The organism is Halomonas sp. MES3-P3E (assembly GCF_002836035.1).
Classification (GTDB): Bacteria; Pseudomonadota; Gammaproteobacteria; order Pseudomonadales; family Halomonadaceae; genus Vreelandella; species Vreelandella arctica.
In genome coordinates, this window is the sequence record NZ_PJBT01000183.1 from 134,932 (window position 1) to 157,717 (window position 22,786).

The following is a 22,786-nucleotide window of genomic DNA, read 5'->3' on the forward strand; positions in this document are numbered from 1 at the left end:
TTTAAGGCTGAGGCGAAAAAATTTTGCACTCAGAAAAACGAAAACCCGACTTATAGATTCGGCAGCATACGCTGGATAAGCGCTTTATCAGACGCATGGATTTGCTTCATTCCACGCAGTTGACGCTTACGCTTGGTCGTTTTCTTGGTCAAGATGTGGCTACGGTGAGACTGCTTGTGCTTAAAGCCATTAGCAGTCTTTTTGAAGCGCTTGGCAGCGCCGCTGTTGCTTTTGATTTTCGGCATGAGGAAAACTCCGCTCGATATTTTTTAGAAAACCCAGGGCCGACCACCTGTTTAACGGTGGCCCGTTGACATCGCCGTTGGATCACTTCTTTTTCGGGGCAATAATCATGATCATCTGGCGCCCTTCCATTTTCGGGAAAGACTCTACCGCTCCGATCTCTTCCAGGTCTGCCGCAATCCTTTCCATCAGCTTACGACCGATGTCCTGGTGCGCCATTTCACGACCACGGAAGCGCAGTGTGACTTTGCCCTTGTCACCACCTTCCAAAAAGCGCGTCAGGTTTTTAAGCTTGACCTGATAATCGCCTTCGTCGGTGCCAGGACGGAATTTAACTTCCTTAACCTGGATTTGCTTCTGCTTCTTCTTTTGAGCCGCTTTCTGCTTCTTGGTCTCAAAAACGAACTTGCCGTAATCCATAATCTTACAGACGATGGGATCGGCATTCGAAATTTGCACGAGATCTAAGCTTTCAGATTCTGCACGCTCTAGCGCTTCGGTGGTGGGCACAACACCCAACTGCTCACCGTCGCTACCAATAAGACGTACTTCTTCTTCGACAATTCGCTCGTTCATTGGTGGGCGTTTATCTGCTGGACGCCCTCGCTGGTTGCTTCTCTTGATCGTTCCGTCTCCTTAGGCAATTGACGATGTCGCCAGGGCTGCTCTCTCGGCAGTATGGCGTTCAATAAATTCATCGACCGTCATTGTACCGAGGTTTTCGCCGCTGCGTGTTCGCACGGCCACTGAGTCAGCTTCGACTTCCTTATCTCCTACCACAAGGAGATAGGGAACTTTCTGTAACGTATGCTCACGGATTTTAAAGCCGATCTTCTCGTTCCTCAAGTCCGCTTTAACACGTAAGCCACTTTTTTGCAGACGGCTCTCCAAATCAAGCGCATATTCACGCTGTGAATCGGTGATAGTCATGACGACTGCCTGCTGTGGCGCAAGCCATAATGGCATAGCGCCTGCATAATGTTCAATCAAGATGCCAATGAAACGCTCCATAGAGCCAACGATAGCACGATGCAACATTACTGGCGGCTTCCGATGCCCCTCTTCTGTCACATATTGAGCACCAAGTCGCTCTGGCATCATAAAGTCTACCTGCATAGTACCCACTTGCCACTCGCGTCCCAGGCAATCTTTCATATGGTATTCAATCTTGGGGCCATAGAACGCGCCTTCGCCAGGAAGTTCCTGCCATTCTACATCGCAAGTTTTTAACGCACTACGCAGTGCATCTTCTGCCCGATCCCAAACCTCATCACTACCAATGCGTTTTTCGGGGCGAAGAGCAATTTTAATAGCAATATCTTCAAAGCCGAAGTCGCTATACACCTTCAACGCTTGACGATGAAAGTCAGTTACTTCTGGCTCAACTTGAGCTTCGGTACAAAAAACATGACCATCGTCTTGAGTAAATGCACGAACGCGCATGATACCGTGTAAAGCGCCTGAAGGCTCGTTCCGGTGGCAACCGCCAAACTCACCAAAACGAACGGGGAGCTCGCGATAGCTACGTAAGCCAGAATTAAATACCTGAACATGACCAGGGCAATTCATAGGCTTGAGGGCATACTCACGCTTTTCTGACTCGGTAAAGAACATGCCGTCTGCGTAGTTGTCCCAGTGCCCTGACTTTTTCCAAAGCGATACATCCATTATCTGGGGGCAGCGAATTTCTTGGTAGCCACCCTCTTTATAAACGCCTCGCATATATTGTTCGATCTGCTGCCATAGCGCCCAGCCGTTAGGGTGCCAAAATATCATTCCCGGCGCTTCTTCCTGCATGTGAAAAAGGTCCAGTCGGCGCGCCAATTTACGGTGATCGCGCTTCTCTGCCTCTTCAAGCCGTTTTACGTAAGCCTTAAGCTGTTTTTTATCGCCCCATGCGGTGCCGTAGATACGCGTCAGCATGGTGTTTGCAGCATCGCCACGCCAATAGGCCCCTGCCAACTTAGTGAGCTTGAAAGCTTTTAAGTGGCGGGTGTTAGGCACGTGCGGGCCGCGGCACATGTCGGTGTACTCTTCGTGATGATAAAGCCTGATGGTCGCATCATCAGGGATATCGCGAACAATTTCCTGCTTGTAAGGCTCATCACGATGCAAAAAGGTCAACATTGCCTTGTCGCGATCAACGTATTCGCGAACCACATCGTACTCGCGCTCAATCAATGATTGCATGCGCGTCTCTATCGCCTCCAGGTCTTCCGGCGTGACCGACTGACCGAATTCAATATCGTAATAAAAGCCATCTTCAATGACTGGCCCAATCGCCATCTTGGCATCGGGATACATTTGCTTAACCGCATGACCAATTAGGTGAGCGCAGGAGTGACGAATTATTTCCAACCCCTCAGCGTCACGCGCTGTGATAATAGCAACGCTCGCATCTTGCTCGATTAAATCAGCGGCATCTACCAGCAAACCATCAATCTTCCCAGCGATACAGGCCTTAGCCAAACCAGGGCCAATGGATTCTGCGAGCTGCATAATGGTCAGCGGTGCTTCAAATGTTTTTTGACTGCCGTCAGGCAGAGTAACAATAGGCATTCATGTTCCTTGAGCGCAGTGGTGATCCATACCAAGGATCACATTTCGCTATCAATGGTCTTGGAGGGTGCAAAAGCCCCACTAAAAACAGCGACAAGATTAGCAGAGTTACCTACCGCTTAAAATAAAAACGGGAGGCATATGCCTCCCGTTTCTGTACCTGTGGATTGCAGTTAACCGTTTATAAGTCGTCTACAAACCTCAGAAGATAAGTGAACTTAGTTCCACTCATCCAATTCAACGCGACGGTTCTGGAAGCGACCTTCTTCAGTCTCGTTAGACGCGATCGGCTGCTCTTCACCGTAACCTACTGCACGCATACGGTTAGCTTCTACGCCACGGCTTGCCAAGTAGTTAGCAACTGATTGAGCACGCTCTTGTGACAAGTTTTTGTTGTACTCGTCAGAACCGCGTGAATCAGTGTGGCCTTCGATGCTTACGCGAACATCAGGGTTACTGACCAAACGCTCAGCAACACCGTTAAGTACATTCTGAGCGTTGGAAGTTAACTGAGCAGAATCAAACTCGAAGTTAACATCTTGCAGAACGACGCTATCCGGGCAACCCAGTGCGTTAACTTCTACGCCTGCAGGGGTGTTCGGGCACTGATCACGGTAATCTGGAACACCGTCATTATCGGAATCAAGCGGGCAACCGTTAGCGTTAACTTCTACGCCAGCAGGAGTACCTGGGCACTGATCACGGTAGTCAGGCACGCCGTCACCGTCAGAATCTAGCGGGCAACCTTCGGCATCAACAGCAACACCAGCCGGCACTTCGCCATAGCTTGGGCACTGCGGTGCAACCGGCTCAGGCGTGCGGTCAGCGCATAGCAAACCGCCGATAGCAGCACCAGCAGTGGCACCTATAGCGGCACCGTTTTCTTCGTCAGAATTACTGCTGGTAGCATAGCCAATACTGCCACCGATAACGCTCCCAGCCAGACCACATACTGCCGGGTGCTGATACCAGTTGCTGTCGCTGCTAGCGCTTGATTGGCCGGAAGACTGTGAGGCCGAGCTGGCACAGCCAGAAAGACCGACTACCAGTGCGGAACCGATTAGCAATCCAGTCGTTGATTTTTTCATGCAAGACTCCTTCTTGATCCAATGCTGAAATGGTCATAAGTGACCAAATCTATCCAATGCTTCTTATTGCGAGAGCATCCATTTTTCGCCTGTTCTGTATTAAGCTGAATAACCAAGCCCTCAGTATTTATGACGACATACCCATAACTCAGTACCCAGCCACTACAGAACATTGTGCCTATCATTAACGCTTAAGCGCTAGAAGGCAACAATGCCAAGATATCAACTTCTTGCCAATACCGACATCATTTAGCATAGCAAAATTGCCACGATGGGCACTAAAAATTAGCTTGCTATGCATTTTGGCGGTTAATACCGCTCAAAATTAATAGTTAATGCAACGCACTTTTGCCTTTGGCACGCCATTTTAATACTGCTTGAGCAGCTTTCAATACGGCTTCGCGCATGTCATTTTCTGCCATCAACCGTTCTTTGTCTTCCTGCATACGCTCTCGAGCAGTCAACTGCTGCCGGGCGGAATGCGTATTCAAATGTTGAGTGCGACGATAGTGCTCGGCAAAAGCCTTAAATTCAGTTCGTTCCGTTAAACTAGGATCGATAATCTCAAGTAGAACCTTACAACGCCAAGCCCCCTCCGTGATATCGACCTGCTCCTGAACCAAAGCACTCGCGACATAATCGAGGTTTTCTAAACTGTTTTGTTGGGCACGAGCATCTTCATCGCGCCGATAAGCTTCTCGACGACTTACCTCTTTGCGCAGCGACCATGCGTAGAAACACAGCCCCACAATGACTGCAATCGCCAAGGCGAGTAATACCAGCGCTACTGTTGAGTTCATGACCCCCCTCATTAAGCGAATAAATTGCTTGACGAAAATTGTACACCTTTATACCACTATTTTGCCAATAGCACCTAGGCTTGCTTCTCCTCTTACTGCATACCTGCCCATCTCGTCTTCGGATCACCAAGCAAGCGCCGCAGCGTAGTGATCAAGTAATAGCGCACTGAAAACGCCTAATAAGTAGCGAATTGAGAACCAGAAAGCGCCGATAGGTGCAGTAGCATCGTGACCGCGCCAAACCTGCCAGTTCCAAAACATAAAGCGCGCATTCAGGCTTATCACAATGACTAAATAAAGCACCCCACTCATCCCGATCATTACCGGTAGTAGAGTGGTTAAAACCGTTAGCCAGCCATACAACCAAATTTGTAGCCGTGTAAACGGAAGACCATGGGTAACAGGCAACATTGGGATGCCTGCTCGTGCATAATCATCACATTTATGAATCGCCAGTGCCCAAAAGTGTGGCGGCGTCCAAGCAAAAATAATCAGCATTAGCAACAGCGGCTCAGAAGATACTTGACCAGTAATGGCAACCCAACCTAGCAATGGTGGTGCCGCGCCAGCCACGCCACCAATAACAATATTTTGGGGCGTAGCCCGCTTTAAAAAAGCAGTATAAATCAATGCATAACCGATCAAAGAAGCAGAGGTTAGCACAGCCGTTAAGACGTTAATCTGCCAAGCTAATAGCGTAACACCGGCAACAGAAAGCAAGCACGCCCAAGCCAACGCGATTGTCACGGGTAGCCGTTTACTCGCCACTGGACGACGAGAAGTTCGCGTCATTACCGCATCCAAATGGCGGTCAATGACATGATTAAAAGCAGCTGCACCACAAGAGGCTAAGCCGATACCAGCCAAACCAAGGATTACTTTCGTTAGTGGTGGCAAGCCTGGGGTCGCTAATGCCATCCCCACAGCGGCACATACCAACATAACAACCACTACTTTAATTTTGCAGAGCCCAAGTAACTCCCTCCACCCCCACACCATTGAAGGCAAGGCCGAAGGTAGTGTCATTGTTATATTTCGCATGCGCCCCCCTTCTTTAGTCAGCAATAACGTTGCGATAAAACGGATTAGAATTCTTTGAACAAGCCCCAGCTTCATTGTAACGCCAGCACCACCAAGCCCACACTAGACCAACAGATAGTGCAATGGCCCCTGCCGTATGTAACAACGCAAGCCATAAAGGCAGCCATAACAATATGTTAGCGACACCTAAAATAGCTTGCAGCATGTATAGAGAAACCACAATCGCTAGAGGTTTAGCGACATTCTGCCAATGCCGATATCGTAACCAAAGCGCAACCAACCCGGCTCCTAACATGAGTGCGCCTAAGCGATGAACAACATGGATAGCAGTGCGTGCATCAGCATGTAGCTGCCCATGTAAATAATTAGGGCCAACAGTTTGGGTAAAATGAAAACCCTCGCTTACATCCAACTCAGGCCACCACTGACCATTACAGGTAGGGAATCCTTGGCAAGCGATGCCTGCATAGTTGCTAGTCACCCACCCACCCAACGCTAACTGCACCACCAGCAAACATGCCGCAATACCCCACCAGGCATTGGCTAGGCGCGGCTCAGTGATGGATTTTTTACGAGCACGACGTAAGCGTAGGTGTAACCAAAAGAACAGTAGTAATACACTCAGCCCACCCAACAGGTGGAGAGTGACGACTTGCGGCCAGAGCTGTAGCGTAACCGTGAAAGCACCGAAGGCACCCTGCAATATAATAACTACTAAGAGCGTCAAACTTAGCCGCCATGGGTAACCTGACCGTTGTCGCAATGGCCAACCCATCGCGACAACACTTATTACCACCAGCCCTAGCAAGCTAGCGATGTAGCGATGGGCCATTTCCACCCACGCTTTAAACGGTTCTAATGGCACATCGGGATGGCGCAGGGTGGCATGATCGCTATCGGGGACCAGTAGCTTTCCATAGCAACCTGGCCAATCAGGGCAGCCTAAACCAGCATCGACTAACCGTGTCCATGCACCAACCAGCATTACCACTGCGGTAAACAGGGTGCCTATTAACGTTAATCGCACTAACCAACGCAAGCGGCGCTCATAGGAATCGGTCATGATGCTTCCTTAACAACAGGGATTAGTGCGCTTCATAGGGGGTTTACTTTAAAAAGATGCTGTATATCGTCAAGCACGTATTTGGTCGCGACGTTTTCATCAAATGCTAGCGCCGGACGCCCTGAAGGATCGAGCAACCACACTGAGTTTTCTTTCCGCCATGAGGGAAAGCGCTGCCATTCACTGGTCACTTCGCCCGGTAATGGTTCAAGCTCTCCGCCGATGCGCAAACGCGTTAATCTCGGCGCTTCGCGTCCTAAAGCACGATGTAGGCGCCACAATTCATCTTGGCGTGCTTCACACTGCAGGGTGCAGTCAAATGCCAGAATCCACTTGTCCTCTTCACTCACGGCAGGCGTTGTTAATGGCCATTCATGAAGAGCGGGTAACGCCAGGTCCACATCACCATGTGCCGTATGGCGATCAGGAATACCAATACGAAACTCGACCATACCCCAGGCGGCAAGCATGGGAGACGCGAATATCACAAAGATCAGCATTAATTTTAGCCGCTGGCGGCGAGTGTGTTTAGCATCCTGCATATTATTCACCCTGCTTATTTTTATTCAGTAACGACTCTTCTTGAGTTGCATCAAAACGCAATTTTCGCCCCCCAAAAAACATTACCACCAGGGCCGCCAGGGCCAGCCCCCACCACTGAAACGCATACCCTATATGTCGGCTGGGGGGCATAACACTGGCCTCCCACCAAGGAATCAGAACACCATCACCCTCACTAGCATGCAACCAGCCCGCATAGCTAAACGAACCTAGTGAAGCTCGCCAAGGTTCAAGACTTAACTGCTGCAACCTGACACCTTCTCTATTTTCTCCATATAGTGGCCCGCCCGCTTGTACTTCCTGCCACTCGCCGGTCAACTCAACACTGCCACTTGGAGTAGTGGCTTGGGGCGGCTCACGATGAGGTCCCGTTGCTAAAAAGCCTCGCTGCACTAACCAAAGCTGACCGAAGCTATCACGCAGAGGCGTTAGTACTGCTACCCCTAACTTTCCCTCTACAATCCGATTATCTAAATAGAGGGTATGCTCTGCCAAATACTCACCCTGTAGGGTTACCTCTGCTCCTTGGGCTGGCTGCACGGTAGGCTGCACCAATGCAGTTGCCGTTTCGCGAACGGCCAATGCTAATCGCTTGTCATTTGCCCGCTCCCACTGCCATAGTCCTAAGTAGGCGCCTAAGGCCACCACCAAACTCCAGAAAAAACACCAGCTGTAAAAACGCCATTGTCGAGAGGTTTTCATCATGTGGTTACAACTACTCATTGCCGCTGTATTCGTTGCGATGGTTATCAGCCTAGCCATGGGAGCTGGCTTTTTGCTGCGTGATGACTCCTCGTCTCGCCGCTTGCTTGTGTCTCTTAAATGGCGTATCGGACTAGCTTGTTTATTAATGATTCTCATCATATTTGGCTTTTGGTCCGGCCAGCTAGGCTAAGCAATTTATAAAACGTAAACGAAAATAAAGAGACCAACCCATACCACATCAACGAAATGCCAATACCAACATGAGGCTTCAAAACCAAAATGATTTTCATCGGCAAAATGGCCTTTCACTATTCGTACTAACATGGTGGCAAGAATGATCGTGCCGATAATCACGTGCAACCCATGAAAGCCGGTCAAGATAAAGAACGTTGCGCCAAAAATACCGGCTTCCAATGTAATACCGTAATGCGCATAAGCCTCATAATATTCAATGCCTTGAATCATTATAAAGCAGCATCCTAATAGCACGGTACCGGTTAGCCAGTTACGACATGTCCGCCGGTAACCGACTTTTAAAGCCTCATGGGAAACTGTTAGCGTGATACTTGAGGTGATCAAAATTAGCGTATTAACGAGAGGAAGTTGCCAAGGGCTAAAAACTTGTTGAGGGCCAGAAATGGAAGCATCGGGTGGGTTCAATAGGGGCCATGTAGCAACAAAATCTGGCCACAGTAACGCTGAAACCCCTTTAGCGCCCTCACCACCCAGCCAAGGAAGGGTGAACATCCTTACGTAAAACAACGCCCCAAAAAAAGCGGCAAAAAACATGACTTCTGAAAAAATAAACCAGCCCATGCCCCAGCGAAACGAACGATCCATTTGAGCATCATACAGCCCACCACGAGACTCACTGATCACATCCCGAAACCATAGCCCCATCACAGACACTATGCCCACCACGCCTATTAAAACCAGCGGCAGCCCAGTGTCGTAAACGAGCTTAATGCCGATTCCAACCATCATTGCACCGAGTGCCACCGAACCGAGAACAGGCCACCGACTACTCGCTGGAACGTAATAGCTACCACTGCTCATATCGTTTCTCCCGCCGCGTTATTGTTCTTAGCTTCGTTTTTGGGATCGTTCTTAACGTCGTGATTAATCATGGTATTCAGTGAGGCGGTCTGTATCGCACGTTCAATGGGATACAGGGTATACACCAGCGTGATGGTATTAATATCTGCTGGAAGATCTCGCGCCAACTGAAACACTAACGGGATCGTCAAGCGCTCATTACCCTGCAACTGTTGCTCTTCAAAACAGAAACAGCTTACTTTGCGTAAATGGCGCGTTGCATTTGAAGGGGAAACGCTAGGTACTGCCTGCCCCCAGCTTTCGTTTTGACTATTATTAGTAAACGTAAAGTCGACTTCTGCCGTTTGCCCCGGATGCACGCTCATTTGATGCATTTCAACGCTCATCTGCCACGGTAATCCTGGGCTGCCCCGCGTTATAAATTGCACATTAATGTAACGGGACTCATCTACCTCTTCGTGCACGATACTTTGTGCCGTAGCATCAACCTTGCCATTGATGCCGGTAATTTGACAAAACACGTCATACAACGGCACCAACGCAAAAGCAAAGGCGAACATACCCACTAGCACAGCCATTGTTCTAATAACCGTTTGACGCACGCCTGCCTGGTTTTGCTCTCGACTGTCCATAACACCTCTTGGGCCTACTGGCCTGTGTGGTTTATGCCATTTTTAATGGGAAGTACGATGAAAAACCGGCGGCGTTTCAAAGGTGTGCAAGGGTGCAGGACAGGGAACTGTCCACTCTAAATCTTCCGCGCCCTCCCAAGCTTTTGCTGGCGCTTTTTTACCTCCGCGAACGCACAGGATGATGCCTAAAACAAATAGCAACTGTGAGGCGCCAAAGAAGAAAGCACCAATACTTGAAAGTAAGTTAAAGTCGGCAAACTGAAGAGCATAATCGGGAATACGGCGCGGCATACCGGCTAACCCAGCGAAATGCATGGGGAAGAAGGTTAGGTTGACACCGATAATCGAAAACCAGAAATGCCACTGGGCAAGCCGTTCATTAGGGTAATGCCCCGTCCATTTCGGCAACCAATAATAAACCCCTGCCATGATGGCAAAGATCGCCCCAGGGACTAACACATAGTGAAAGTGGGCAACGACGAAGTAAGTATCATGATATTGAAAATCCGCAGGGGCGATCGCCAACATTAGCCCTGAAAAACCACCAATAGTGAACAGCACGACAAAGGCAAGGGCAAACAGCATCGGCGATTCAAAACTGATTGAGCCACGAAACAGCGTAGTGACCCAGTTAAATACCTTCACCCCAGTAGGCACGGCGATCAGCATCGTTGTATACATAAAAAACAACTCTGCTACTAAAGGCATCCCTACCACAAACATATGATGAGCCCAGACCAAAAACGATAGAAACGCAATCGCCGCAGTGGCATAAACCATCGATGCATAACCAAACAGCGGTTTTCTTGCAAACGTAGGTATGATCGCGGAGACAATACCAAAGGCGGGCAAAATCATGATGTACACTTCAGGATGACCAAACGTCCAGAAAAGATGCTGAAACAGAACCGGGTCGCCCCCACCCGCCGCGTTAAAGAAACTTGTGCCAAAGTTAATATCCATAAGCATCATGGTGATAACTGCCGCTAAAACCGGCATTACCGCGATCAGCAGAAAGGCCGTAATTAACCAGGTCCAGACAAAGAGTGGCATATCCATTAAACGCATGCCCGGTGCACGCATATTTAAAATAGTTGCGATGATATTAATTGCCCCTAATATCGAACTGATACCCGCAAGGTGTAATGAAAGTATAAAAAAGGTCGTAGAGGGAGGCGCATAGTTGGTCGATAGCGGCGCATAAAAAGTCCAACCAAAATTTGGTCCGCCACCAGGCATAAGAAGGGTTGAAAGCAATAATGTAAAAGCAACAGGAAGCAGCCAAAAGCTGAAGTTATTCAATCGTGGTAACGCCATATCTGGCGCTCCAATTTGCAACGGTATCATCCAGTTAGCTAACCCTGTGAAGGCTGGCATTACGGCGGCAAACACCATAATCAACCCATGCATAGTGGTCATCTGGTTGAAAAACTCAGGTTCGACCAACTGGAGTCCAGGCTGGAAAAGTTCGGCCCTCACTACTAAAGCAAATATGCCGCCAACGAAAAACATAGTCAGCGAAAAAATCAGATAAAGAGAACCTATCTCTTTATGATTTGTGGTCAATAACCAGCGCAAAATACCTTTCGGCGGCGCATCATGACTTTGGCTTTGCCCATCGGCGACGGCCGTACTGCTATGCTGCAAATGAGGCTGAGGGGGTAGTTTGGGCGACATGATACTCTCCGAAATATTGTAGTTGTCTAAATAAGTGGCGCATCAGCATTATTGGGCAATTAACTCAGCTACTTCTGAAGGCTGCACCACCTCTCCCGTATCGTTACCCCAAGCATTTCGCGTATAAGTTACTACAGCGGCAATTTCTACTGGATTTAAGGTGCTACGAAAAGCTGGCATTGCAGCACCCGAAACACCGTTGATTACTTTATTGAGATGCCAATCCACATCACTAATAAGCTGTTCGTTATTTGCCAGTGCAGGAAAAGCAGGCGGCGAGCCCTGGCCTTCGGCTTGATGGCAAGAAGAGCAGATCGATTGATAAATTTCCTGGCCGCGTGCTACTAGCTCCTCCATAGCCCATTCACGATCAACGCCCATGGCCTCTTCGGCAGCCGCTTCTTTACGCTCGGCGAGCCAACTATCAAACTCATCTTCTTCCATCGCATGAACCACGACGGGCATAAACCCGTGATTGACACCACATAGCTCAGTGCACTGCCCACGGTAGATACCTGGCTCATTGATCGTTACCCAATTTTCATTGATAAAGCCGGGAATCGTGTCTTGTTTGACTGCTAAGTCGGGCACCCACCATGAGTGAATAACATCATCAGAGGTCATCAAAAAGCGCACTTTGCGATTGATGGGTAAAACAAGCGGCTCATCCACTTCTAATAAGTAATGCTCTCCCCGCGTTTCAGCCCCGCTGATCTGTGTCCGTGGAGTGCTCATATTAGAAGTAAACGCGACGTCCTCGCCTAGATACTCATAGCGCCAGCGCCACTGCTGTCCTGTAATCATAACGTCTAACTCTGCATCTGAAGAGTCGTACATATTTTTTAGCGTTGCGGTAGCAGGGACAGCCATGCCAACCAGAATCAAGACAGGGATAGCCGTCCAAAGCACTTCTACACTGGTGTGCTCATGAAAGTTGGCGGCTTTGGCGCCTTTGGAGTGGCGGTAGCGAAACAGGGAGTAAAACATAGCACCAAACACCACGAGGCCGATGACGACACATATCCAAAAAATCGTCATGTGAAGGCCAAAGATATCGGCGCTAACATCGGTTACACCAACAGGCATATTCCAATCATTGGCATTAGCCTGCGACCCGCTCGCAGAAAGGGTAATGACTAACAGCCACCGCCACGCTGATCGCATAGAAACCTCCAGACTTATTGTTGTTATCTCCTGCCTTTAGATGAGGGCAGAACTAAATGAGATATTAGCAGTATAGAAAATATGTGCCATTCGTCACGCTTTGCTTACTTAACGCTATCAACGCTTTTCAGCGGGCAGCAAACGTTGCCAAAACGATAAGCACCAAAACGAACAGCAATGTAATGACTATCCCAGTAACAATGTACGCTGCAGGCTTGCCACTACTAAAGTCTTCCTGTCGCTTTTGGTTACTCTGGACCCCAAGTAAGGCCGCTAATACTGACTTCACCACTGACCACATAAAACCTCCGATTAGGGCTGGTGTGACAACGCACATTGAGGATTCATGGTTAACATTCATTATCATAGACAGACAAAGGTATTACGTTTGGATAAACGGAAAAAATCTAAGCATTTACAGGCAGGTAAATGGCAATCTATAGTTCCGATTATGCGATACTAATTTCCCCCAGGATCAAGCGCCACCCAATGGAGTGACTAATGTTCAAGCACCTTCCAAGCCTACCAGCTAAAAGCCTATTGGCTATTTTCCCATTACTGCTGCTAACAGGTTGTACGACGTATACCTGGCCCGACGGCTCACAGGAAACCGTAATCGGTGTGGTGCCAGAAGAAGAAAATAAACGCTACGAAGAAGAACAGGTAGAAGGGGTACGCTATCGTATTCCGAACGAGATCCCAGAAAAGCGCAGCGAATAAGCATGACGGCAAAAGACGGTCAGACTATTTATCCATCTTCCGTTTGGTATGCGCAGTCGCCGTTGCGGTCAAAGGGTCTTCTGGCCAAGGATGCCGAGGGTAGCGACCGCGCATTTCTTTACGTACCTCTGGGTAGCCATTTTGCCAGAAACTCATTAAATCTTGGGTGACTTGTAGCGGCCTACGCGCGGGTGAAAGCAGATGAATCATTACGGCAACGCCGCCATTAACGACGGTAGGGGTTACCTGCCAACCAAAGGCCTCTTGCAGCTTCATAGCTAAAACGGGTGGGCATTGGGAAAGGCAAGGCACATAATCCAACATAATCACTTTTCCACTGGGTACTTTAAGCGCTTGAGGTGCCAATTGATCAAACTGGCTTTTCTGTTCCCAGGAGAGTGAATCAAGCAAGTAACACTCTACGGGCAATGCTTCAATTTCGCTCAGTCGATTTATACCGATCAAGTAGGGAGCTAACCAGCTCTCTAATGTGGCTAACAGTACCTGCTCCGACCAATCGGGCCATTGCTCCCCCAGGTTGGCGCGTAACAGCGTCATGCGCCCGAGCAACTGTTGATGCTTCTTGCCGAACAACCGCCTGGGCTGCTGACGTAAAGCATCCAATAGCGCCTCTTTTACGGTTTCTCCCGGCAAATGCGCCAATGCCCGTTTGGCAATAATAAGGCTAGCGTGCGCCTGCACCTCTTCACCGATTAAACGGCCCTGCTCTTGCGACCATGTTACGCGTGGCTGCCAGAGGCTAATCCCAGGATATAGAGAAAGCAGTGAGGCAAGGGGTAGTTGCTCGCCAGCAATAATGCGCACTTGGTCCCCTGCTGCGCTGTTTAACACGGCGGCCACTAAAAAAGATTGATGTGCCAATGGCTCATTTAACGGCAGCATAGCGGTTTTGCCATTTGCTAGTCGAAACTTACCTGGCTCTATTAACTGGCCGATGCGCTCTGGGTATGCCAGTGCCAAGAGCGGCCCAAGCGGTTGCATCATAGCTTCATCAAGCACGGCCCCTGCTTTCCTAGCAAGCCTAAGGGCTTCGCGCTGCCATTGAGGAAAACGTTTAGGCTGACTGAGCCGGAGTGCTAACGCATCATGCAGCGAGCGCTCTGAGCTGTCCCGCTCCTCCAGTAGAGCTGCTAGCCCACAGGCCAGGGAAACAGCATTGAATTCTGCAGCACGCTCCAGCATCACGGCTATTCGCGGTTCGACTGGCCATTGGGCACAGCGACTGCCCAAGGGGGTTAGCCTGTGTTGCTCGTCTAATATACCAAGCTGCACTAAAAGCGCTTGACCACTGCGCCAAGCACTTTCTGGCGGCGGCGTCACCCAACTCAGCTCATGGGGCGACGCAACCCCCCAACACGCCAGTTCAAGCACCAGCGATGAGAGTTCCGCTTGCTGAATTTCTGGCTCACCGTAAGCGGTTAACAGCTGCTCTTGAGCCCAGAGCCGAAAACAGACGCCCTCCCTTTGCCGACCTGCGCGACCCCGCCGCTGGTCGGCGCTAGCACGGTTGATTCGTCGTGTGGTTAACCACGTTAGGCCCGTGCGCGGCTGAAAAAGCGGCACTCGCTCTAAGCCACCGTCAATCACTACATTGACGCCATCCACCGTAATGCTAGATTCGGTAATCGCAGTGGAGACAATAATACGCTGTTGTGATGTGTTTACTGCTAATGCCGCTTGTTGCTGCGCGATACTCATCCTACCGTGCAGCGGTCGTATCGCGAGGTCTGGTAGCGCCCTTTCCAACGCTTGTACTAGCCGATTTATCTCGGCCACGCCCGGCAAGATCACTAAGACATCCTGCGTATCAGGCATTAAAAGCGCTTCATTGACTACGCGCAGAGCATGGCTAACACTCTCTTCGCTATTTAAAGAAGGACGATAAAGCGTTGTCACCGGATACTGACGACCATGACACTCAATGGTGGGCACCTGCTCCCCTAACACTCGCCTGAGCGCCTTGATATCCAGCGTTGCCGACATTACCAGCAGGCGTAAATCGTCACGAATACTGCTTTGCACATCCAGCGTAAGCGCCAACCCTACATCGGCGTCTAAACTTCGCTCATGGAATTCATCAAAGATGATCCCGGCCACGCCTTCCAGCAGCGGGTCATCCTGCAGCATGCGAGTAAGCACCCCTTGAGTAACGACCTCTAAGCGAGTTTGCGCGCTAACACAGCTATCGCCGCGCATGCGATAGCCCACTGTCTGACCGACCTTTTCGCCTAACTGCTGAGCCATATAGTTAGCCGCCAATCGCGCGGCGACTCGCCGTGGCTCTAGCAAAAGCAGCTTCTGCCCTTCTACCCAATCGGCCGTAAGCAGAGCAAGCGGGACACGGGTAGTTTTGCCAGCGCCTGGCTGGGCAATCAGCATCAGACGATTGTTGGTAACCAGGACGTTTTTAACGTGATCAAGATGCTGATCAATCGGCAAATCGCTCATTTAGCACTCACTTTTCCACCAAGTGAGCGTTGGTACTCGCCTGAGTGATTCCGCACCCTTTTAGGATAACGTGCTCAAGAAAGGCTGAAATTGATTCAACATCCTCTTCAGTTAATGCATCTCGGCCTAAAATACCGCTTACCTGAGCGCTATATTCAGTGTAGTGCTGGGTAGCAGACCAAATTAAGAAGATTAGCCACTTGGGGTCGACGGCGTCCATTTTACCTTGCGCAGACCACTGCCGAATGATCGCGGCACGAGAAGCCACCCACTCACGCAGTTCACCGGCCAGATAATCACTCAAGAAGGGAGCGCCGGCTAAAATTTCCGCTGCAAACAGTTTTGAGCCTTCGGGGTAGCGCTGACCAAGCACCATTTTGGCGCGGATAAAATCACTCAGCACAGTTGCTGGATCACTCTCCGGGGTAATATCTTCAAGCACCTTGTTCCAGCGATGCATCATACGGTTAAGCAGTCGCACATAAAGCGCCTGCTTACTTCCCATGTAGTACAAAATATTAGCCTTAGGGAGACCGGCCCGATCAGCGATCACTTGCAAGCTCGCTCCACGGTAACCGTACTGAGAAAACACTTCTTCAGCGGCCATCAGAATATTTGTCTCAACTTTTTCACGGCTGGGGCTTTCATGAGTGACGGATACAGCGGTCATTTACAATGTCCCTTAATAAGCGTCGGCGGGTAGGCTTGTTGCCCCAAATAGAGGCATTTCGCATAAGCTTGCCCCACTCCCGTGCAGCGATCAAATACTTGCAAGGCTGACCATTTTGTCTCAAGCTCAACTTATATTGACCGATCGGTCAGCACAATCCCGGTCTATACAACAACAGTGGAGTTTGGCATGGCAACGATTGCGTTCCTGCTCAATGGTGCCCCCCACCAGTGTGAGGTTTCACCGAACACGAGCATTTTAACCTTATTACGCGAGCATTTGGCGTTAACAGGCACCAAAGAGGGCTGCGCATCGGGTGACTGCGGTGCTTGTACCGTAGCAATTGGCGAGCCAAACGCTGACACCCACACGTTTACCAGTGCCAACGCCTGTATCACACCAGCCCATCAACTTCAGGGTAGGCATTTAGTCACCGTTGAAGGGCTAGCTAAAGAGGGACGTCTGCACCCAGCCCAAGAAGCGATGATCGAATGCCATGGTAGCCAGTGTGGTTTTTGCACGCCGGGTATTGTCATGTCACTTTTCACACTGCATAACGACCTTACCCAGCGGCCTGCTCCGCTAACCTCAGAACGCATTGAAGCAGCCCTGGGTGGCAACTTGTGCCGTTGCACGGGCTATCGCCCTATCCGGGATGCTGCGCTGCGCATGAATGATATTCCCTATGAGCGCCCCCAATGGCAAGACGCGGCGCTGTCAACGTCAGAAAATGATGCTGAAATAACAGTCCCTACAGCGAAAACACCTTTTTTTTCCCAGCCCCTCTCCTTGGCAGCCCTAACACGGCTGCGCCAAGAAGCCCCTCAAGCACGCTTGGTGGCAGGAGGCACAGACCTTTGGTTGGAAAGCACTCAGCGCTTGGCTTCGCTTGATCAGTTGATTGATGTTTCTCGCGTTGCCGAGCTGTTAACAGTAGAAGCGACAACGTTTGAAGGACAACCTGGCTGGTGGATTGGCGCCGGGGTCACCTATACTCAGCTTGAACCACTGTTTGAAGAGCACTTCCCCGCCTTTGCTCATCTGCTGCACCGATTAGGCTCTCAGCAGATCCGTAACCGGGGAACGCTAGGTGGCAATATTGCCAATGCTTCTCCTATTGGCGATACGCCACCCGTGCTACTTGCCTTAGGGGCCCAGGTAGAACTTGCCAGCGTAAAAGGTAGCCGTTGCTTAGCGCTGGAAAACTTCTTTTTGGATTATAAACAGACCGCTATGGCGGCTGATGAGGTCGTTTCACGAATTTTTATTCCCCGAGCAATTGAACGCAGCCAGCTGCGCGTCTGGAAGCTTTCCAAGCGCCGGGAAGACGATATTTCTGCAGTGCTCGGCGCTTTTAGCTACCGCATTGAGCAAGGTGTCTTGCATGATGTACGGATCGCTTTTGGCGGCATGGCGGCCATTCCCAAGCGCGCGCAAGCAGCGGAAGCGACACTGGAAGGTAGCGCCATTACTGCAGACGCTTTTCGCGCCGCCCAGCAGGCACTCGATGAAGACTTTCAACCCATGAGTGATGTGCGTGGCAGTCAACATTATCGCCAACAAGCCGCCAAAAACCTGTTTGAACGCCTCTATCTTTCTCTTTCAGCGCCCGACCGCGAGGTGATGCTCCATGCGTACGCTCACTAAACTGGACGGCGACAGCAGCCATGCCCGCCGTGAATTACATGATCATATCCAGGGGTCTGGCCCCTTGGCACGCCATACGGTTGATAGCACTGGTCGGCGCCAAGCAGGTAGTTCCAGCTTTCACGAGAGCGCCAAAAAACACGTTACCGGCAAAGCTGCTTATATTGATGATTTGGTACTGCCTGCCGACGCTCTGCATGTTGCGCTAGGCCTATCGCCCATTGCCCACGGCACCTTAACGCAGCTTGATCTCAGCAGAGTGAAAGAGGCGCCAGGCGTGGTCGACGTGATTACTTTTCATGAGGTACCGGGGCACACCGATATCGGCCCTGTCTTTCCGGGCGATCCCATTTTTGTCGATCAAGAGATCAGCTACGCAGGCCAATGCCTCTTCGCCGTTGCAGCAATTTCACTGCAAGCTGCACGCCGCGCTGTCAAGTTGGCCGCTGTCAGTATTGACGAGAAGCCCGCCAGTTTAGACCCGGTGGCTGCGACCGAGCGCGAAGAATTTGTGCGCCCTACACATGTACAGACACGTGGTAATTGGCAACAGGCGCTTGATCAAGCGGAACAGTTAATAGAGGGCGAGCTATTCGTCGGTGGTCAAGAGCACTTCTATTTGGAAGGCCAGGCGTGCGTGGTTCATCCCACCGAAGATGAAGGCGTTATTGTCCACACTTCCAACCAACACCCAAGCGAAACCCAGAAGCTAGTGGCGGAGGTGCTGGATATTCCCTTTCATGCGGTGACGGTAGAGGTACGTCGAATGGGCGGTGGTTTTGGAGGCAAAGAGACGCAGGCTTCTCCCTGGGCATGCATCGCCGCTATTATTGCCCGTCGCACAGGTAAAACGGTTCGACTCCGTTTGCCTCGCAGCGAAGATATGCGCGCAACAGGCAAACGTCATCCTTTTCATAACCGCTATCGGTTAGCGATTGACTCTCAGGGCGTGCTTCAAGGTGGCGAGATCACCGTGATCGGTGATTGTGGGTACTCGCCTGACCTTTCCGATGCCATCGTTGATCGCGCTATGTTTCATGCCGACAATGCCTACTCGCTAGGCGAAGCGCAGGTCACGGGTCATCGTGCAAAAACGCATACCGCGTCCAATACAGCTTTTCGGGGCTTCGGTGGCCCTCAGGGCATGATGATTATCGAAGCGGCTATGGACGATATTGCCCGCAAGATTGGTGAAGACCCACTGACTATTCGTAAGCGCAATTTCTACCGCGATGGTCGCGAGGTTACCCACTATGGCCAGCAGGTCGATCAGCGACAACTATTGCATACACTCGTTGAAACACTTGAAAGCGAAAGCGATTACTGGGCGCGCCGCAAAGCGGTGAGCGACTTCAACGCCACTAGCCCTGTTATTAAGAAAGGGCTGGCACTTACTCCGGTTAAATTTGGCATTTCGTTTACCGCCCAGCATCTTAATCAGGCGGGCGCCCTTCTGCATGTTTACACCGACGGCAGCGTGATGATTAATCACGGCGGTACCGAGATGGGCCAAGGGCTTCATACTAAAATTTGTCAGGTCGTGGCTCGCGAGTTGGGTCTGGATCTGGATAAAGTACGCATTACCGCTACGCGAACCGATAAAGTTCCCAATACCTCACCTACCGCGGCTTCTAGCGGTGCCGACTTGAATGGTATGGCGGCGCGGGATGCAGCGGGAAAGCTGCGTGAGCGCCTCTTTGACTTTGCTGCTGAGCATTTCGCAGAGGGGTTGGACCGCGAGGGTATGCGCCTGGAAGATGGCACTCTGGTAGCAGGGTTCGGCGAAAGCGAGCGGCGCATACCTTGGGGTGAGTTGGTGCAAACGGCCTATCTCAATCGCATATCGTTGTCAGAAAAAGGCTTCTACGCCACACCACTCATTCACTATGATCGCTCAATCGGTCAAGGACGCCCCTTTTATTACTACGCTTTTGGCGCAGCGGTGGCTGAAGTGAGCGTGGACACCCTAAGCGGCGAGTATTTAGTAGACCGCGTCGACATTTTGCACGATGTGGGTGACTCACTAAATCCAGCCATTGATATTGGCCAAGTAGAAGGTGGTTTCATTCAGGGTATGGGTTGGTTAACCAGTGAAGAGCTTAAATGGAACGATAAAGGCGCCCTGATCAGTGATGGTCCAGCGACCTATAAAATACCCACCTATAGTGATTTGCCACCTACTTTCAACGTAGCGCTACTGGAGGGTCACCCCAACTCCATGGCGAGCCTCTATCGCTCCAAAGCGGTCGGCGAACCTCCGTTTATGTTAGGTATTAGCGTGTGGTCGGCGCTACGGGATGCTCTATCAAGTCTAACCAACTATACAGTCTCCCCCCACTTAGATACGCCTGCTACCCCTGAGCGGGTCATGCTGGCGGCCAACGCCATCAGGGAGAAAGCGCTTTGAGTCCTACTCAAACCTCAGAAACCTGGCACGCGGTGCTGCACCGCTTGCAGCGCGATGGGATACCTCATGTATTAGCCACCCAGGTGACCAGCGCAGGCTCAACACCCCGCGAGCCTGGCGCACGTATGGTCATCACCGCCGACGCTATCTTCGATACACTGGGGGGCGGTACATTTGAGTGGCAAACCATTGCCGCAGCACGAGCACGCTTAGTTGAACAGCGCTATGGACTCAGCTTAGAAGCTTTCTCTTTGGGTGGCCGAAGCGGACAGTGCTGCGGCGGCTTTGTGAATATATTGCTGGAAGCTTTCCCTGGCGCGGAAGCGCACCTGGCAATATTTGGTGCAGGTCATGTAGGCCAGGAAATTGTAAAGCTAAGTGCCCCGCTCCCTTGGCAGTTGCATTGGTACGACAGCCGCAGCGATGCGTTTTCTGGACAATATCAGCAACAGCCGAGACTGAGGTGCTACCCCCTTCAAGATGCACAGCAAAGTGTCGCCGCCTTGCCTGCAGATACCCATGCGTTGGTATTAACGCATAACCATGACGAAGACTATGCCCTAATCGCCGCGCTGATCGAGCGCGATGACGTAGCGTCGATTGGACTGATTGGCTCTGACAGCAAATGGACAAGCTTTAAAGGACGCCTTAAGCGTGATGGTTACTCTTCCGAACAAATTTTGCGCGTGCGAAGCCCTATCGGACGCATTCACGCCACTAAGCTGAGTAATAAAACACCTTACGCAATTGCGCTAACAGTGGTGACTGAACTGCTTTGGCTAACCGACACGCCCTCTTCTCAAGAAAACCGTGGCCTGGGCTCCCAGGCATTGCGAACGCTAATGACCGACTCCCCGACAATCACGAGTTAATATGAATTCTTCTACCAATACGTTTATTCGTGCCGAATTGATTAGTTTTGCCCGCAACCCTGGCGATGGCGATACGCCCGAACCGGGCAGTTTAGAGCATTACGGCGACGGATTGCTTTGGTTGAAAGACCAGCATATTCATGCCGTCGGCCATTTCGCCGAACTCGCACCTTCACTACCCAAAGGTGCTGATGTTCTCGATTATCGCGACAAACTGATTATGCCGGGGTTTATCGATACCCACGTGCACTATGTCCAGCTGGATATCATGGCGTCTTATGGCCGCCAACTGCTTGATTGGTTGAACGACTATACCTTTCCTGAAGAGTGCCGTTTTGCCAATCATGCCCATGCAGAAGCGCTATCAAATGCATTTTTAGATGAAATGCTGCGAGCAGGTACCACCACCGCTCAAGTGTTTGGCTCTAGCCATCCTGGCTCCATGGATGCCTTCTTTTCTGCTTGTCATAAACGGCATTTGCGTATGTTGGCTGGCAAGGTATTGATGGATCGTAACGCGCCAGAGGCGCTGCTGGATGGAGCGACGGGCATTGCCGATAGTGAACGACTTATTGAAGATTGGCACGGCAAGAGCCGACTAGGTTACAGCGTAACGCCTCGATTTGCGCCTACATCGACCAAAACGCAAATGGACGCCGCTGGCGCTCTTCTCCACAATGATCCTAGCCTTTGGCTACAGACACATTTGGCTGAAAACAGCGGTGAACTGGATTGGGTAGCCGAATTATTTCCCGGTAGCCGTGACTATTTATCAGTTTACGAAGAAGCAGGCCTTGTCGGCCCCCGCAGCACCTTCGCGCATGGCATCCATCTTGATAACGGTATGCGTAAGCGCTTGGCAGATAGAGGTGCCAACATTGCCTTTTGTCCCAGCTCCAATCTCTTCCTAGGCAGTGGGTTATTTGACCGTGAAGCTGCTAAACAGACGGGTATGGCATTTACTTTTGCCAGTGATATCGGCGCAGGTACCGATTTGTCAGGGTTTGGAACGCTGAAAGCCGCTTATCAAGTGGGTCAGCTAGGAGGGCAACCCCTTACCGCATGGCAAGGTTTCTATGGTTTAACCATGGGTAATGCAAAGGCGCTATCTCTGGATGACCATATTGGCCAGCTTGCTCCTTCTTTAGAGGCTGATTTTGTCGTGATCGACCCTCAGTCGACAACACTGCTTGCAAGACGCATCAGCCGCTGTACTACCCTTGGCGAGCGACTGTTTGCACTAATAATGCTGGCCGATGACCGCGCCATTTATGAAACCTGGGCAGGCGGTATCTGCCAACACCGCCGAGATTAAAACACATATAAACCCAGCCGAGACTGGCTGGGATTTTATATGCCTTATTTTCTTTCACGCACACAAAAAACCCAGCCGGGTGGCTGGGTTTTTTGTG

At 50.7% G+C, this 22,786-nt stretch carries 22 protein-coding genes; 6 read left to right on the top strand and 16 right to left on the bottom strand.

Annotation, left to right across the window (positions count from 1 at the left end; translation table 11 throughout):
* Positions 1–50: 50 nt before the first annotated feature.
* From rpmI to CXF87_RS14065, 9 genes are all read right to left on the bottom strand, one after another.
* Positions 51–245 (bottom strand): 50S ribosomal protein L35, encoded by a 195-nt coding sequence (gene rpmI, locus CXF87_RS14025; RefSeq protein ID WP_007114345.1) that lies wholly within the window; start codon positions 243–245, stop codon positions 51–53.
* Positions 246–327: 82 nt separating this feature from the next.
* A complete protein-coding gene (gene infC / locus CXF87_RS14030) occupies positions 328–819 on the bottom strand; it encodes a translation initiation factor IF-3 (protein ID WP_008957470.1) in 492 nt (163 codons plus the stop codon).
* 60 nt (positions 820–879) lie between these two features.
* Positions 880–2,802, bottom strand: a complete 1,923-nt coding sequence (thrS, locus tag CXF87_RS14035; protein ID WP_101147035.1) for a threonine--tRNA ligase — start codon at positions 2,800–2,802, stop codon at positions 880–882.
* A gap of 218 nt (positions 2,803–3,020) precedes the next feature.
* A complete protein-coding gene (locus CXF87_RS14040) occupies positions 3,021–3,890 on the bottom strand; it encodes an OmpA family protein (protein ID WP_101147036.1) in 870 nt (289 codons plus the stop codon).
* Between the two features lie 332 nt (positions 3,891–4,222).
* The gene (locus tag CXF87_RS14045; RefSeq protein WP_101147037.1) at positions 4,223–4,690 is read right to left on the bottom strand and encodes a DUF2489 domain-containing protein; all 468 of its coding nucleotides are present in this window, start codon (positions 4,688–4,690) and stop codon (positions 4,223–4,225) included.
* 123 nt (positions 4,691–4,813) lie between these two features.
* On the bottom strand, positions 4,814–5,731 hold the full coding sequence (cyoE, locus tag CXF87_RS14050) for a heme o synthase (RefSeq protein WP_035586677.1): 918 nt from the start codon (positions 5,729–5,731) through the stop codon (positions 4,814–4,816).
* 13 nt (positions 5,732–5,744) lie between these two features.
* Positions 5,745–6,794: a COX15/CtaA family protein gene (locus CXF87_RS14055; RefSeq protein WP_008957475.1), complete on the bottom strand. Its 1,050-nt coding sequence runs from the start codon at positions 6,792–6,794 to the stop codon at positions 5,745–5,747.
* A gap of 32 nt (positions 6,795–6,826) precedes the next feature.
* The gene (locus CXF87_RS14060) at positions 6,827–7,336 is read right to left on the bottom strand and encodes a hypothetical protein (RefSeq protein ID WP_008957476.1); all 510 of its coding nucleotides are present in this window, start codon (positions 7,334–7,336) and stop codon (positions 6,827–6,829) included.
* Position 7,337: 1 nt separating this feature from the next.
* Entirely contained in the window at positions 7,338–8,060 is a 723-nt protein-coding gene (locus CXF87_RS14065; protein WP_101147038.1) for an SURF1 family protein, read from the bottom strand.
* Between CXF87_RS14065 and CXF87_RS14070 the strand changes: the two genes are divergently transcribed.
* The gene (locus CXF87_RS14070) at positions 8,059–8,250 is read left to right on the top strand and encodes a DUF2909 domain-containing protein (RefSeq protein ID WP_008957478.1); all 192 of its coding nucleotides are present in this window, start codon (positions 8,059–8,061) and stop codon (positions 8,248–8,250) included. The two genes, CXF87_RS14065 and CXF87_RS14070, sit on opposite strands and share 2 nt — an antisense overlap.
* A gap of 5 nt (positions 8,251–8,255) precedes the next feature.
* On the opposite strand, the gene CXF87_RS14075 is transcribed toward CXF87_RS14070, so the two are convergent.
* From CXF87_RS14075 to CXF87_RS14095, 5 genes are all read right to left on the bottom strand, one after another.
* Positions 8,256–9,116, bottom strand: a complete 861-nt coding sequence (locus CXF87_RS14075; protein ID WP_101147039.1) for a cytochrome c oxidase subunit 3 — start codon at positions 9,114–9,116, stop codon at positions 8,256–8,258.
* A complete protein-coding gene (locus tag CXF87_RS14080) occupies positions 9,113–9,748 on the bottom strand; it encodes a cytochrome c oxidase assembly protein (RefSeq protein WP_101147040.1) in 636 nt (211 codons plus the stop codon). Before CXF87_RS14080 ends, CXF87_RS14075 begins: the two co-directional genes overlap by 4 nt.
* Positions 9,749–9,790: 42 nt before the next feature.
* A complete protein-coding gene (gene ctaD, locus CXF87_RS14085) occupies positions 9,791–11,425 on the bottom strand; it encodes a cytochrome c oxidase subunit I (RefSeq protein WP_101147041.1) in 1,635 nt (544 codons plus the stop codon).
* A 48-nt stretch (positions 11,426–11,473) separates the two neighbouring features.
* The gene (gene coxB / locus CXF87_RS14090; protein WP_101147042.1) at positions 11,474–12,589 is read right to left on the bottom strand and encodes a cytochrome c oxidase subunit II; all 1,116 of its coding nucleotides are present in this window, start codon (positions 12,587–12,589) and stop codon (positions 11,474–11,476) included.
* A 127-nt stretch (positions 12,590–12,716) separates the two neighbouring features.
* The gene (locus tag CXF87_RS14095; RefSeq protein WP_332870658.1) at positions 12,717–12,956 is read right to left on the bottom strand and encodes a DUF2970 domain-containing protein; all 240 of its coding nucleotides are present in this window, start codon (positions 12,954–12,956) and stop codon (positions 12,717–12,719) included.
* Positions 12,957–13,090: 134 nt separating this feature from the next.
* Here CXF87_RS14095 and CXF87_RS14100 point away from each other — a divergent pair, with 134 nt between their 5' ends.
* The gene (locus CXF87_RS14100) at positions 13,091–13,309 is read left to right on the top strand and encodes a hypothetical protein (protein WP_008957484.1); all 219 of its coding nucleotides are present in this window, start codon (positions 13,091–13,093) and stop codon (positions 13,307–13,309) included.
* Between the two features lie 24 nt (positions 13,310–13,333).
* Here CXF87_RS14100 and hrpB read toward each other — a convergent pair whose 3' ends face one another.
* Both hrpB and CXF87_RS14110 read right to left on the bottom strand, forming a co-directional pair.
* Entirely contained in the window at positions 13,334–15,778 is a 2,445-nt protein-coding gene (gene hrpB, locus CXF87_RS14105) for an ATP-dependent helicase HrpB (protein ID WP_101147043.1), read from the bottom strand.
* A gap of 7 nt (positions 15,779–15,785) precedes the next feature.
* Positions 15,786–16,448 (bottom strand): TetR family transcriptional regulator C-terminal domain-containing protein, encoded by a 663-nt coding sequence (locus CXF87_RS14110; protein WP_101147044.1) that lies wholly within the window; start codon positions 16,446–16,448, stop codon positions 15,786–15,788.
* Positions 16,449–16,637: 189 nt separating this feature from the next.
* On the opposite strand from CXF87_RS14110, the gene xdhA reads away from it, so the two are divergent.
* Genes xdhA through guaD form a run of 4 tightly spaced genes read left to right on the top strand, consistent with a single transcriptional unit; the run spans position 16,638 to position 22,689 of the window.
* On the top strand, positions 16,638–18,095 hold the full coding sequence (xdhA, locus tag CXF87_RS14115; protein WP_101147045.1) for a xanthine dehydrogenase small subunit: 1,458 nt from the start codon (positions 16,638–16,640) through the stop codon (positions 18,093–18,095).
* On the top strand, positions 18,079–20,502 hold the full coding sequence (gene xdhB / locus CXF87_RS14120) for a xanthine dehydrogenase molybdopterin binding subunit (RefSeq protein WP_101147046.1): 2,424 nt from the start codon (positions 18,079–18,081) through the stop codon (positions 20,500–20,502). The genes xdhA and xdhB overlap by 17 nt, the downstream gene beginning before the upstream one ends.
* Positions 20,499–21,374 (top strand): xanthine dehydrogenase accessory protein XdhC, encoded by an 876-nt coding sequence (gene xdhC, locus CXF87_RS14125; RefSeq protein WP_101147047.1) that lies wholly within the window; start codon positions 20,499–20,501, stop codon positions 21,372–21,374. The genes xdhB and xdhC overlap by 4 nt, the downstream gene beginning before the upstream one ends.
* A gap of 1 nt (position 21,375) precedes the next feature.
* Complete coding sequence (gene guaD / locus CXF87_RS14130; protein ID WP_101147048.1) at positions 21,376–22,689, top strand: guanine deaminase; 1,314 nt, start codon at positions 21,376–21,378, stop codon at positions 22,687–22,689.
* Positions 22,690–22,786 lie beyond the last annotated feature (97 nt).

Excerpts from the sequence above, each read along its gene's own strand:
- xdhA (WP_101147045.1), top strand. The coding sequence starts at position 16,638 with ATGGCAACGATTGCGTTCCTGCTCAATGGTGCCCCCCACCAGTGTGAG.
- xdhB (WP_101147046.1), top strand. The coding sequence starts at position 18,079 with ATGCGTACGCTCACTAAACTGGACGGCGACAGCAGCCATGCCCGCCGT.
- CXF87_RS14100 (WP_008957484.1), top strand. The coding sequence starts at position 13,091 with ATGTTCAAGCACCTTCCAAGCCTACCAGCTAAAAGCCTATTGGCTATT.
- hrpB (WP_101147043.1), bottom strand. The coding sequence starts at position 15,778 with ATGAGCGATTTGCCGATTGATCAGCATCTTGATCACGTTAAAAACGTC.
- CXF87_RS14110 (WP_101147044.1), bottom strand. The coding sequence starts at position 16,448 with ATGACCGCTGTATCCGTCACTCATGAAAGCCCCAGCCGTGAAAAAGTT.
- CXF87_RS14055 (WP_008957475.1), bottom strand. The coding sequence starts at position 6,794 with ATGACCGATTCCTATGAGCGCCGCTTGCGTTGGTTAGTGCGATTAACG.
- CXF87_RS14040 (WP_101147036.1), bottom strand. The coding sequence starts at position 3,890 with ATGAAAAAATCAACGACTGGATTGCTAATCGGTTCCGCACTGGTAGTC.
- coxB (WP_101147042.1), bottom strand. The coding sequence starts at position 12,589 with ATGCGATCAGCGTGGCGGTGGCTGTTAGTCATTACCCTTTCTGCGAGC.
- cyoE (WP_035586677.1), bottom strand. The coding sequence starts at position 5,731 with ATGCGAAATATAACAATGACACTACCTTCGGCCTTGCCTTCAATGGTG.
- CXF87_RS14045 (WP_101147037.1), bottom strand. The coding sequence starts at position 4,690 with ATGAACTCAACAGTAGCGCTGGTATTACTCGCCTTGGCGATTGCAGTC.
- infC (WP_008957470.1), bottom strand. The coding sequence starts at position 819 with ATGAACGAGCGAATTGTCGAAGAAGAAGTACGTCTTATTGGTAGCGAC.
- CXF87_RS14075 (WP_101147039.1), bottom strand. The coding sequence starts at position 9,116 with ATGAGCAGTGGTAGCTATTACGTTCCAGCGAGTAGTCGGTGGCCTGTT.
- CXF87_RS14060 (WP_008957476.1), bottom strand. The coding sequence starts at position 7,336 with ATGCAGGATGCTAAACACACTCGCCGCCAGCGGCTAAAATTAATGCTG.
- CXF87_RS14070 (WP_008957478.1), top strand. The coding sequence starts at position 8,059 with ATGTGGTTACAACTACTCATTGCCGCTGTATTCGTTGCGATGGTTATC.
- CXF87_RS14065 (WP_101147038.1), bottom strand. The coding sequence starts at position 8,060 with ATGATGAAAACCTCTCGACAATGGCGTTTTTACAGCTGGTGTTTTTTC.
- CXF87_RS14080 (WP_101147040.1), bottom strand. The coding sequence starts at position 9,748 with ATGGACAGTCGAGAGCAAAACCAGGCAGGCGTGCGTCAAACGGTTATT.
- ctaD (WP_101147041.1), bottom strand. The coding sequence starts at position 11,425 with ATGTCGCCCAAACTACCCCCTCAGCCTCATTTGCAGCATAGCAGTACG.
- rpmI (WP_007114345.1), bottom strand. The coding sequence starts at position 245 with ATGCCGAAAATCAAAAGCAACAGCGGCGCTGCCAAGCGCTTCAAAAAG.
- guaD (WP_101147048.1), top strand. The coding sequence starts at position 21,376 with ATGAATTCTTCTACCAATACGTTTATTCGTGCCGAATTGATTAGTTTT.
- thrS (WP_101147035.1), bottom strand. The coding sequence starts at position 2,802 with ATGCCTATTGTTACTCTGCCTGACGGCAGTCAAAAAACATTTGAAGCA.
- CXF87_RS14095 (WP_332870658.1), bottom strand. The coding sequence starts at position 12,956 with ATGATAATGAATGTTAACCATGAATCCTCAATGTGCGTTGTCACACCA.